This window comes from Streptomyces sp. NPDC051109 (genome assembly GCF_044455885.1).
GTDB lineage: Bacteria > Actinomycetota > Actinomycetes > Streptomycetales > Streptomycetaceae > Streptomyces.
Genome location: NZ_JBITFF010000051.1, coordinates 1 through 11,424, shown reverse-complemented (window position 1 = coordinate 11,424; position 11,424 = coordinate 1). Strand labels below are relative to the sequence as shown.

Annotated in this window: 8 protein-coding genes, 1 tRNA gene and 1 pseudogene; 7 read left to right on the top strand and 3 right to left on the bottom strand. The window is 67.5% G+C overall.

Annotated elements, in window-relative coordinates; genetic code table 11:
- From ACIBAD_RS37085 to ACIBAD_RS37060, 6 genes and pseudogenes are all read left to right on the top strand, one after another.
- Nucleotides 1–111, top strand: a pseudogene (locus tag ACIBAD_RS37085) (VOC family protein); the annotation flags it as partial.
- Nucleotides 108–326, top strand: a complete 219-nt coding sequence (locus ACIBAD_RS37080) for an integrase core domain-containing protein (RefSeq protein ID WP_398911436.1) — start codon at nucleotides 108–110, stop codon at nucleotides 324–326. The pseudogene ACIBAD_RS37085 and the gene ACIBAD_RS37080, both read left to right, overlap by 4 nt.
- 317 nt (nucleotides 327–643) lie before the next feature.
- Nucleotides 644–1,120, top strand: a complete 477-nt coding sequence (locus ACIBAD_RS37075) for a hypothetical protein (RefSeq protein ID WP_398911434.1) — start codon at nucleotides 644–646, stop codon at nucleotides 1,118–1,120.
- 1,460 nt (nucleotides 1,121–2,580) lie between these two features.
- Complete coding sequence (locus tag ACIBAD_RS37070; protein ID WP_398911432.1) at nucleotides 2,581–3,804, top strand: ABC-three component system protein; 1,224 nt, start codon at nucleotides 2,581–2,583, stop codon at nucleotides 3,802–3,804.
- Nucleotides 3,804–4,280: a three component ABC system middle component gene (locus ACIBAD_RS37065; protein ID WP_398911430.1), complete on the top strand. Its 477-nt coding sequence runs from the start codon at nucleotides 3,804–3,806 to the stop codon at nucleotides 4,278–4,280. The genes ACIBAD_RS37070 and ACIBAD_RS37065 overlap by 1 nt, the downstream gene beginning before the upstream one ends.
- On the top strand, nucleotides 4,277–6,232 hold the full coding sequence (locus ACIBAD_RS37060) for a DUF3732 domain-containing protein (protein WP_398911428.1): 1,956 nt from the start codon (nucleotides 4,277–4,279) through the stop codon (nucleotides 6,230–6,232). The genes ACIBAD_RS37065 and ACIBAD_RS37060 overlap by 4 nt, the downstream gene beginning before the upstream one ends.
- Before the next feature lie 132 nt (nucleotides 6,233–6,364).
- Here the strand turns inward: ACIBAD_RS37060 and ACIBAD_RS37055 are convergent, their stop codons facing one another.
- On the bottom strand, nucleotides 6,365–9,037 hold the full coding sequence (locus tag ACIBAD_RS37055; protein ID WP_398911426.1) for a Helicase associated domain protein: 2,673 nt from the start codon (nucleotides 9,035–9,037) through the stop codon (nucleotides 6,365–6,367).
- Nucleotides 9,038–9,095: 58 nt separating this feature from the next.
- On the bottom strand, nucleotides 9,096–9,605 hold the full coding sequence (locus tag ACIBAD_RS37050; RefSeq protein WP_398911424.1) for a hypothetical protein: 510 nt from the start codon (nucleotides 9,603–9,605) through the stop codon (nucleotides 9,096–9,098).
- A 280-nt stretch (nucleotides 9,606–9,885) separates the two neighbouring features.
- Between ACIBAD_RS37050 and ACIBAD_RS37045 the strand changes: the two genes are divergently transcribed.
- Nucleotides 9,886–10,260: an ankyrin repeat domain-containing protein gene (locus tag ACIBAD_RS37045; RefSeq protein ID WP_398911422.1), complete on the top strand. Its 375-nt coding sequence runs from the start codon at nucleotides 9,886–9,888 to the stop codon at nucleotides 10,258–10,260.
- A gap of 62 nt (nucleotides 10,261–10,322) precedes the next feature.
- On the opposite strand, the gene ACIBAD_RS37040 is transcribed toward ACIBAD_RS37045, so the two are convergent.
- A tRNA-Ser gene (locus tag ACIBAD_RS37040) sits at nucleotides 10,323–10,396 on the bottom strand.
- Nucleotides 10,397–11,424: the final 1,028 nt, after the last annotated feature.

The following is an 11,424-nucleotide window of genomic DNA, read 5'->3' as shown; positions in this document are numbered from 1 at the left end:
ACCACGATGCCCTGGGGCAACCGGTCGCTGTTGTTCCGCGACCCCGACGGCAACCTCGTCAACTTCTTCACCCCCGTCACCCCGGAGGCCATCGAAAAGTTCGCACGCTGACGCCACGCACAGCCGCTCAGGAACGCACGGCCGCGCTCGCGGACTTCCTCAACTACTACAACCACGAGCGCCCGCACTCCGCGCTCGGAGACCGGCCACCCATCATCCGGACCTCCGGCAGCGACTACCGCATCGTGTTCGACCAGCCACCGAAGCCGCTCGACACGATCCTGCAGCAGCTCACCTTCGAGGACGCTGTGGAACCAACGTCCTGAGACACCACATCTAGCTGGCGGTGCGGGCGGTCGATGACGCGGCTGGAGGTGTTCAGCGGGCCGCGCGGGCGCTCACTCATGATCACCTGTCGCCAAATTCGGCAAACCGCACGTGGCAGGAGGTAACGGTCTAGCGTCTTGATCACCGGATCCGTACGCGCTGGCCGTGCGGGCGGTGGGCGCGGCGAGGAGATCGTGAGGAGTGAGGCGACGGAGTCCGTGGACGCACAGGCGCTGAGGGTGGAGCGGTGGCGGGCGCTGCTGTCCGGAGCGGACGGCAAGGGGCTCAGGGGGAGGCGATGCGCGGGAGCGGGGCGGTGAACCTGCTGACCGGTGTGTGGCTTCACGCGGCGGCGCGGGCGGAGCAGGGACTGGAACTGACCGAGTTCGAGGGGTCCCTCCTGGCACCGATGCAGGGGGTGCTGGGCGGGGAAGAGGTGGGCGCGGTCGGGCGTGTCTACCGTGAAGAGCGTGCCGGGGACTGGCTGGCGGCGCTCCTGCCCCAGGCCGTGACCTCCCGGAGCCTTTCGCAGGGGATCAGCCTGGAGGAGTACAAGGCGGCGTTGACCGAGCTGCTGCCGAAGATTGCCGCGATGCCGAACATGGCCGTGGTGGACCGGGCCAGGCTCGCCGCCGGGGAGAGCGTCGACTCTCCCGAGTTCACCGCAGCGCTCGCCCGGCACGGCTATGGCGTCACCGGTTTCACCGGCCCCGGCGAGGACGAGGCCGCCGTCGGCGCCCGGGAGAACACGACGCCAGTCGCCGCCCGTCTGGAGTGGGACAACTTCACCTGAGCCTTCAACGCCACCAGCAGCTCCTCGGCGGCCAGGCCGTCGAGCCGGAGGGTGAGTTCGGTGAGGAGCTCGGTGAGGTCTGCGGGCAGTTGGACGGCAGCGTCCCGGATCACCGGTGGCGGCGTCTACCGACACCCGGTGCGGTTCATGCGGCGGCGCCTGGACGTGACGGCCGAGGAGGTACCCCTGTTCGCAGCCGGCCCGGCCACCGCCGGCTGAGCTCGCGGGAGACGCGCCCGTTGCTTCCGCGGCTTCCTCAGGCGGTACCTGTGGTGATGCGTGTCCGGCGGGATTGGCGGGTGGTGTCCTGCGAGGATCGTCGGGCTGGGTCCGGGGGGTGGCTGTGAAGCGGCTGCTCCTGCGGCCTCCGCCCTCCTGCCTCCGGCCGGCACCCCCCGCTGGCCGGGGTCTGCCCCGGCCAGCCCACCCCCCCCGGCTGGTCGGGGGACTTGCGTACCGGGTGCCAGCCCAAGCTGCATGGAGTCTGGTTGCGCAGCTCGGTGACTTTTCGGCGGTGCCCGAGGGGTCATGCTTCGAGGATTCCCAGAGCGGGCTTTGTGCCTGAGCGGGCCATTGGGAGGCAGCTGCCGTGGCGTGGGATGGCCTGGGTTGGAATTGGGCGTATACCGGCCAGTAAGGGGGCGCAATGGTTGCGGGTTTGGTAGTTCTGGTCTGAGCCGGTGGTCCCGTTGTGCCGGCGAGAGAGGGTGAGGGCCGTTGTTCGAGGTCGACCGTCCGCGGGTTGTTGTCTGCCCGCATTGCAGGGCCACGGATCAAGACGGTGCGGTGAGGACGCTGTCGGCTGCGGGCGGTGTGCTGTCGGTGACCTGGCATGCCCGCCAGTGTCCGCACCTGGCCGCCGATCTGATCCTTGCCGCGGTGCCCGGCCGATGACCGGGCCAGCGGGACCGCATTGGTGAAGCGGTCGTCCGGGCTGCGGCGGTCCGGTTAGGGTCGTGTCCAGTCCGCGCCGACATGGGTGCGCGGGTCAGGACCGGTGCCCAGAGCGCTCTGGGGCAGTACGACCGGGCCGCCCCCGGCCCCTGGTCTTCCGTCGGAAGACCAGGGGCCGCGCTGTGTGCGAGATGCCCGCGCTACGGCGCTCCAGCCGACGTCGCAACGTTCCTCACTCCCGACCATCTAGGCTCCCGATGGAGACGGTCGCGACCGCGCTGTGCACGAGTGAGACGGCCGCCAGCAGGTACGTGAGCGGCTACCGCCACCCCAGAGGTGACGTCGATTCCGGGGCGGCAACTCGTATGGCGCGGGCCCGGACCGTTTGGGGTGAAGGCAAGCTGAACTCCATCGGTGCCACCGGCCGGCCATCGTCCATGAGCGGGCTGGCGGTCGCTGCGCTTGGGGATGCAGTGAAAGGGAGCCGCCTGCTTCACGCATAGCCATGTGCGGGCCATGACCCTCGTGGAATGATCGCTGCGTCGGTCTGACGATGAGGGTGGGCGATGGCAGACACGGGTGAGCAGTATGAGGCGTCGGCATCGGCGCTCGGGTACCTCTTCCAGTTCGCCAAGGCTCTGCACATCTGCATTGAGCAGTGGATGAGCGGCGACATGGACTGGAGTGTTGCGGTCGAGGCAGCTGACGACATTGAAATCCACCGTGGCCCGGATACGCGCCTGATTCAGCTCAAACAGCGTGCTGAGGGTGTTCGGATGACCGACTTGGCCGAGGATCTTTGGAAGACGCTCCGGATCTGGGCGGAAGCTGCGAAGGCCGATCGGATCGTGCTCGCAGAGAGCAAACTGTTCCTCCTGACGACGGCCGAGATTCCTGAGAGCAGTGCAGCGTTCTGCCTGCAACCCCGAGGCAGCCAGCACCGCGATGAAGAGCGTGCACTGCACCTGCTCCGTGAAGCCCGCAAGGCCTCGAAGGCGACGAAGGGCTCTCTGCCGAAGTGCTTCGAGGCGTTCGACAACCTGGACCGGGGAGACAGGCCACTGCAACGCTCCTTGATGTCCCGCATCGAGATTCTCAGCGGTACCCCGAACATCACGGAGGTCCGTACCGCGCTGCAGGGCCTTGCCGCCTTCGCCGTCGGGCACGATGCGGCGAAGGCTTTCCTTGACCGGCTGGAGGGCTGGTTCTACGACCGTGTGATCGAGCAGATGCAGACGCCAGGCGGGAGCCCAGTCACCGGCATCGAGTTCGATGAGATGCTCTCCGACCTGCAGCGTCAGTTCCGCTCCGACAACCTGCCGATCGACCCCGACATCTCTGACATGGCTTCGGACCCCTCACAGGCAGCCGACCAGCAGTTTGTCCGCCAGCTGGGCCTTATCGGTGTCGGCGCTGACCGGATCGGTCTAGCGGTGCGGGACTACGTCCGGGCTTTCGCTCAGCGATCCCGCTGGTCCACCGAGAATCTGCTGCGTGCCGGCGAACTCGGCAAGTACGAGCGCAAATTGGTCGAGGAGTGGCAGTCCCGCTTCGCTGAGATGGCGGAAGAACTCGGCCCCGAGGCTACCGAGGAGGAGAAGAAGAAGGAAGCCAGACTCATCTACCGCTGGGTAGACCGCGAGGCCCGCTTCCCCATACGCTCAGGGTGCGACGAGACCTTCGTGACCAAAGGCTCGTACCACATGCTCGCGGACGAACTCAAAGTCGGATGGCATCCAGACTTCTCCGCACGCCTCATAGCGCTCCTTGAGCCAGCCCGGGCCCGCTGATGGAACTGAGCCGCGAGGAACGTGCCCTCTACAACCCCGCCTTCACCGCACTCCTCTGCATCCGCGCCGTACAAGGCCACGCAAAGGCGTACGAGACTCCCTGCCCGCTCCCCGTAGCTGTCACCGCCAGCATCATGGCCCTGCAACCCGCCATCAGGAACGCCCTGCCGGCAACAGTAGGCACCGGCCTGATGGGGTGGCTCGAAGCCAACCAACACGTGCGTATCGAGATGTCACGCAACGCCACGGCGCTCGCGGCCGTGGTCAGGCCGGGACTCCTCTTGGCTCTTCAATCTCGCGCCGTGTTCTGCACCACCACAGGCCTGCTGCTCAAGCCACGTGGCCTGAGCAAGACCATCAACGACGGGACGCAGCAGACCCGAGCCGTCCAACAGGCAGCCCTCATGCTCGGCCGCTGGCTCCCCAGCACCGGCAGCCTCGGCACCGTCCTCACCCTCCTGGGAGTCCAGCCGTGACCTTTCAGATCCGTGCGGTCACCATCTACGGCAAGCAGCCCGGCCAGGTGCACACGGTGCCCTTCAAGCTCGGCGCCCTCAACATCGTCACCGGCGACTCCCGCCGCGGCAAAAGCGCCCTGCTGACGATCATCGATTACTGTCTCGCCAGCTCCGAATATCCAGTGAAGTCAGGCAAGGTCCGCGACTACGTCAGCACCTTCGCGATCACCCTCGCCAAGCCCGGACAGCAACTCTTCGTCGCCCGCCGCGCCCCCGAAACCAAGAAGGGCGTCAGCACCGTCCTGTGCATCCTCTCTCAGGCACCAGGGTCGCCCCCACCACCCCTGGACGACCTTCGTTTCGTCACACCGAGAGACGTCGCCAAGGACATTCTGAGCGACTTCTGCGGTATCGACCGCAACATCCGCGTCCCCGCCGTCGGCCGTGCAACGCTCATCGCACCGTCCATCCGTCACGCGCTGTTCTTCTGCTTCCAGGCCCAGAACGAGGTCGCCAACGAAGACGTCCTCTTCCACTCCCAAGGCAAGGAGTGGAGGCCGAACACCATCCGCGGCGTCATCCCCTACTTCCTCGGCGCAACCGACCGCGAGCAAGCACTCCTCCGCAGCCGACTGCGCCTCGCACGCAAAGACCTGTCCGACCACGAAGCGAAATTGGCCGCCGCGAGAGTACTCGCCCCCGCTGCCGGCCAGGCCCAGGCTCTGCTTACCGAAGCCATCGAAGCCGGCCTTCTTCGCGCTGACGCCAGCCGCGAGACGACCGCCGAAGGAGTCCTGCGACTCTTGCGTCAGGCGCTCCTCCAAAGCGGCCCTCAAGCGGGCCCAGAACCGACCGATGACCCCATCAGCGACCTCCGCACCCGTCGTAGCGAGCTGCGGAGCCACGCCAACAGAGCACGGGCACGGATCGCCGACCTCAAAACAGCCCTGGCGGAAAACGGCGACTTCACCGACCAAGCAAACGAGCAACGCGCTCGGCTGGGCACCCTGGGGCTACTCAAGCGCGATCTAATAGATAGTCCGTATGGCGGACATTGCCCTGTCTGCGCCGGTCCCGTCACACCCGCCAACGTCACTGCAATGACACTGAACATGGAGCTTGAGCACCTCCAAAGCGACCTGCACGCCATCGGCAGAGACACTCCAGCCATCGAGCAAATGATCAGCGACGAAGAGGGCCGACTACAGGAAATCCGCTCGCAGCTCGCCCGCAATCACGAAGAGATCAACGAGGTCACCGCAGCCTTCCGGGCCCTCGAACGGGAGCCCGACGACGTACGGCGTGCCGCCATCGTGCAGGGCCGCATCAGCCTCTACCTGGACACCGCGGCCCAACTTGCCATCGGCCCTCGGATGGAAGACCGAACCGAGGAGCTGCGCACACGGATCGCCGAGCTGGAGACGCTACTCAGCGAAGATGCCCAAGGCGACCGCCTGACCAGCTTCCTGTCCCTGATCAACGAGCAGATCAGGTCCAAGGCACAGGAACTCGAACTGGAACACTCCAGTTCGATGCTCCGCCTCGACGTGAACCGTCTCACCGTGGTGGCCGACACCCCCGAGGGCCCGATTCCCCTGAAGAACATGGGCAGCGGGGATAACCACCTCGGGTACCACGTGGCCACCCTCCTCAGCCTCCACGAGTGGTTCGCCGAGAACGACAACCCAGTGCCAGGCGTACTCATTCTCGACCAGCCCTCGCAGGTGTACTTTCCGCCCGACCACGTCGGCGAAGAGGTACTGGAGAGCGACGACCGGATTCTGCTCCTGAACATCTTCAAAGCCATCCACCGGACGCTCCGCCGGCTCGACGGAAAGCTACAGGTCATCGTCATGGAGCACGCAGACCTCGAAGACCCAGCTTTCAGCGACCACGTCGAGCACCGGTGGCGCCGCCGCGACGGACAGGCACTCGTACCCGCCGCATGGATCACATCCGAGGCCGACTGACTCTGCGGCGAGCGACGACCTTGGTGCGGTGTCGGCAGCGTGCTTCGCGACGTCGGCGGGGACCGGGCGTCATCCTGGCCGGTCCCCACCGCACCCTTACCTTGAGCAGTCAGCCCAAGGCCACGCCTGCCGTCACGCCCATTCGATGCCGAGCTTCCGCAGTGCGTCCAGCTGTTCCTGGGTGAGTTTGTGGCGGCGGGTTTTGGTGTTGGAGACCCACACGCCGAGCTTCACGATCACCGGCTTCGCCTCGCTGTCGACCGTGATCTCCTCGGCGTGGGCGCGGGGTACCGGCCGGTGGGCGCCTTCCCGTTCGACCCATTGCGTGAGGGCTGTCAGGCCCCGCTGGAACGCCTGCTGCGCCCTGCCCGGACCCTTCGCTCCACGAGCTGCTGTCGGGGCCGGAGGCGGCGTCTGAACGGGCTCTACGCCCAGTGCGGTCAGCCGCTTCTGCTGCTCGGGCAGGAGCCGCGCCCAGGTGGCCGGCTGCTTCTGTTGTTGGAGCCAGCGTCCGATGTCGTCGCTGTCCATGAGGACGCCGGGTGCGATGTCGGGCAGCTGGCCGTCGGCGTCAACCAGGTCCGCCAGCACGCGGTAGTGCCGCTGCCAGTCCAGCGGCCACGGGCAGTCCCAGTCCTCGTCGATCGCGGTCAGCTGCGCCGCGCGTTCCGCGGCGCGGTCCGGGTCCTTGCCCAGGCCGTTCTTGGCGCCCTTGCGCCGGAGGTTGGCCATGTGCTGTCCGACGGGCACCATCTCGTCGTCCTCGCCCCACGTCGCGTCCTGCCGGGGCGCGAGGTGCCCTGTGGCCCGGCGGTATGACCGCAGGGCGGCTAGCTTGGCCTCCCAGGCTTCCTCGCCCGGCTCCCACACCATCCCGGCCTCCGGGGCGTCCAGCAGGGTCTTGCGCCGGTCCTCGAGTTCCCCGGTGCGCAGGGCCTTGCGCTGCTGGTGGACCCACCGCCTGAGCGGGAACGCCTTCGTGACGCCGACCTCGGTCTCGGTGTCGTACGGGACGGCGTAGAGGCCGGTGATGTCGTTCTCCTGCCGCCACCGGATGAGGGCCTGGTAGCCCTCCAGCCACACCAGGGATTCGGGTCGGTAGACGCGGGTGCGCAGGAACGCGGCGATGGTGGCGGCGTCCCGGGGGCTGGAGAAGTGGAGCAGCGCCGACTCGGCTGCTGCGTCGGTGCCGTCCTTCTGGTCTTCGCCGTCACCTTCGCCGCCGGCCTCGACGATCCGCCCGTCTTCGTCGCGCTGGACGTGCAGCTTGCGCTTGCCGCTGGTGAGGGCGCGGGAGGCGAGCTGCTCGACCAGACGGTCGTCATGAGAGCGCAGGCCCTGAAGGACCGCTACAAGAGGTCGGAAGCTGGCGCTGGCGACCATGTCGGTGGGGTCTTCGCCCGGCTCCAGGAACACGGGCACGATGATCCGGGCGATCTTGGTGGAGCCGTGTTTGTTGAGTCGCAGGGCCCGGCCGATGTTCTGGACGATCTCGACCTGGGAGCCGCGGGTGTCGGCGAAGCAGATCGCGTCCACGCCGCGCTCGCCGGTGATGTCGACGCCTTCACCGAGGACGCGGACGGAGGCGAGGAACGCCCGGTGTACGCGCCGGTTGTTCGCGTCGATACCGTTGGCGAACTGGCGCAGGACCTCGCGCCGTTCGGTGACGAGGTGGTCGCCGCACAGCCACGCCGACCAGACCCGGTCGGGGGGTACGTGGCGGCCGGCTTCCAGCTCGTAGAACTCGGCTTCGATGGATGACTTCGGCAGTCGGCCTGCGGCCGCCAGATCGGCGTCGGAGGTGTCGTTCATGTACAGCTCGGCGGCCGTCTCCGGGAGCTTCTCCGCGAACGCGGCCGCCTCCTCGACCTTCTGGTGGAACGTCATGACCGTGCGCAGGTTGTACGCCGCCGCGTGCTCCAGGAGCGCGGCCTGCAGCAGGGCTAGGCGCCGGCCCCGCCGTGCATCCTCGGACTCCCCGAGGATGGATGAGGGGTCGCGGATCTCCAGGACGTCGATTTCGAATCCGGCGAGGATCCCCCGCTCGATCGCCTCCGACAGCCCCAGCTCCGCGAGCCACGCCCCGTAGGTGCCGTCGGGGTCATCTGTCATGGACGCGATCTCCGCCTCCTCGCCCTCCGAGCCCTTCTGCGGCCGGGGCGCCGCGAGGATGCGCGGGGTCGCGGTCAGGTAGAGCCGGAAGTTGGCTGGGATGCGGGTGTTGTCGTGGATGGCTGCCCAGGGTCGTCCGAGGTCGCCGGCGGTTCCGTGGGCCTCGTCGATGATGGCGAGGTCGAAGCCCGCCATCTGCTGCCCGTAGAGCCGCTCGCCGCCCGTCAGGGCGGCCTCCAGGGGCCCGCGGATCCTCCGCTGCTCCTCGGGTGCGTCGGGGTCTTCGCGGTCCACCAGGGAGGCGTACGTGGCGAACACGACCACCGGCCCGGAGGCGGCCCACAGCGCGAGCTGGATCGGGTTCGTGGTGGTGCGCACCCCGAGCTCGTTGAGAACCGGGTCGTTCTCCAGCGAGCAGACGGCGATCATCGGGGCCCGGTGGCCGACCAGGCGCCATGCCTGGGCGGTCTGGGCGAGCAGGTCCAGGGTGGGAACGGTGACGAGGATCCGGCCGTCTGGGAAGCATTCCAGCGCGCAGGCGGCGGCCGTGATCGTCTTTCCTGACCCGGTCGCTGACACGATGGTGCCTCGTGCCCCCTGCGGGGGTACGGATGTCCTTGCAGGGAATCCCACCCACTTGCGGAACGCTGACTTCTGGTCGACCTGGTGTTCCCTGAGGGAAATGCCGTGCATTCCGGGTGTCCATTCTGTCCGGTGGAGATCGGGCAGTGAGGGTTCTTTTGTTGCTTGTCTAGGTGTCGAGTCCCCGTAGTCCCCAGTCGTTGAGTCCGGCGTAGATGGTGGCGGTGCGGCACTGGGGTGCGTGCATGGCCTCGGCTTCGCCGCGGTAGATGGCGATGAGTGAGTCGGTGCCGCGCCACCAGGTGTCCGTAATGCCTGCGACTTCCGGTACGGCTTCGAATCCGTCGAGGTCGAGGTCGTCTACGGCAGCGCCGGTCAGCGTGGTGGTGGTACGTGCGCAGCGCCGGGCGTGGTCGGCCAGCGACAGGGCTTCCACCCACCCCTCGATGCCGGAGTGCAGTGGTACCCAGTCCTCGGCGCCGGCGTGAAGGCCGAATTCCCCGCCGGGTCCGATCACGAACGAGTAGGGGAGGGCCGTGCGCTGCGCCCCTGCTTCGAAGAGCCACGCGCCGGATTCGAGTCTTTCGGGCACATCGCCGCTGAGCGCCCGGGGGCCACCGTCGTAGTGCGGGGAAGGTGGCAGGATCAGGCCGCCCCAGACCCTCTCGTAGGAGGCCACGCGGTCGATCTGAGCCGTCGGGATGCTGTGCTCTGTCCATCGGGCTCTGTACTGCTCGATGTCAGCATGATCAGCCCAGTGGCCGTGGGCGCGAATAAAGTATCTTGCCCTGAGGGTGATGCCCGTCGGGGTTTCTCGTTTGATGGCCATGTTCCCCGCCTCAGCGTCTGCCCAATTTCTGCCAACAGTACATAGTGCATCACTTCTGATGCACGGGCTACACTCGAACGCAGCACGGACGAGTGGTTGGCTGACGGCGGTGGGATGAGTGGGGACTCGTATGGAGCGCAGCGAGCAAACCGAGGTGAACCTTCCGCGTGCAGTGGGAGCAGGCGTGGACAATCTGTGGACTCCTGCGCATCAGGCGGTCGAGTCAGGTGACCATGGCGAGTTGACCCGTCTTCTCGATGCGGGCGCGGACCCTGAGGAGGTGTGCTGTGGGTTGACTCTTCTTCTGCACGCGATCGATGCCGAAGGGGATGGGGCGCTGCAGTCTGGTGGGCCACTGGACTCGGCGCTCACCGCGATCCTCCTGGCCTATGGAGCCGATCCGACCGCGACACCCGACGGTGAAACTCCGAGGGACTTGGCCGCCTCGTACAACCATGAGATGGCTATCAGGCTCCTGGACCGGCACATAGCCCGTCGTTGCTGACGCCCGCGACGCGGCCTGGGCCCGGAGGCCCTGAGCAGCGGGGTGCTCTTGAGGGCACGCGGTGGGGCGGGCCGGATTCGAACCGGCGTCAGTCCTCTTAGCAAGAGGGTGCGTCGACCTCTGCGCTACCTGCCCCCACCGCGCCTGTACAGCCTATGCCAGCCCTGAGGCGGCTTCTGAGTGGTGACGGGGCCGGTGCTGGCAAGCATCTGCATGGCCCTTTTGCCCCGGTCGCCGGTTAGGCCGTGGCCGCCCCCGTGCAGGCCGGGAGGTTTCTGCCGTTGGGTTTCCAGTGCTGGAGGCTTCGCTGCCGACCCCGTCAAGGGAAACCTAACCGGCATCACTGACACTGCTGGTGGCGCCCGCGGAGCGGGCTGGTCCTGGAGGCGAAGCCAGAAGGACCCGGGGTGGGGGAGCGAAGCGGACGCGCCCCAACGGGCCGAAGGCCCGTACTCCGTGAAACGGAGTCATTCAGGTCTGCGAAGCAGGCCGTTCGGCTGGAGCGCAGCGAAAGCCGAACGAGTCCGGAGCGCAGCGAAGGACCCCGGCCCGAAGGGCCGGCCCTGGCTCGGCGAAGCCGAGCCCCGCCGTGATGATGTGCGTGTGGTTGTCAGTGGGTTTTCGGCGTTGAGATGTCAGTGGTCGTCCGGGAGTTGTTCCTGGTCAGGGCCGAATGGGCTGGGTTTTGCTACTGACAGTGTTTGCCGATTCTGCACTGACGTTTTTGACGTAGTGCCTGCTCAGTTCGGTGCACATCGGTATCACGCTCCGGTGTCTGTGCTGGCCAGGGAAGGGCGTACGCCATTCGCCGGCTTCCGACTCGGCCGAGGCCAGCTGCCCGGAGTCGTGCACCGAGCCTCTTGCTCTGCTGCTGGCTGCCCGCGGAGCGGGCTGGTCCTGGAGGCGGAGCCGGAAGGACCGGATGGGGGAAGCGGAGCGGCCCCGCCCAACGGGCCGAAGGCCCGGACCCCGTGAAACGGGGTCACCCAGGGCCGCGCAGCGGCCCGTTCGAGGTTGAGCGGAGCGAGGCCTCGAACCCGTCCGGAGCGAAGCGCAGGACTCCGGCCCGAAGGGCCGCTCTGGCTCGGCGAAGCCGAGCCCCGTCGAGCGCAGCGAGGCGGTTCTCTCCTGAGCGCGCAGCGCTCAGGTACCCGCTCCGCGGGG

What these genes read in the sequence shown, in the direction of transcription:
- ACIBAD_RS37070 (WP_398911432.1), top strand. Translation starts at nt 2,581, where the DNA reads ATGGCAGACACGGGTGAGCAGTATGAGGCGTCGGCATCGGCGCTCGGG.
- ACIBAD_RS37065 (WP_398911430.1), top strand. Translation starts at nt 3,804, where the DNA reads ATGGAACTGAGCCGCGAGGAACGTGCCCTCTACAACCCCGCCTTCACC.
- ACIBAD_RS37055 (WP_398911426.1), bottom strand. Translation starts at nt 9,037, where the DNA reads ATGCACGGCATTTCCCTCAGGGAACACCAGGTCGACCAGAAGTCAGCG.
- ACIBAD_RS37045 (WP_398911422.1), top strand. Translation starts at nt 9,886, where the DNA reads ATGGAGCGCAGCGAGCAAACCGAGGTGAACCTTCCGCGTGCAGTGGGA.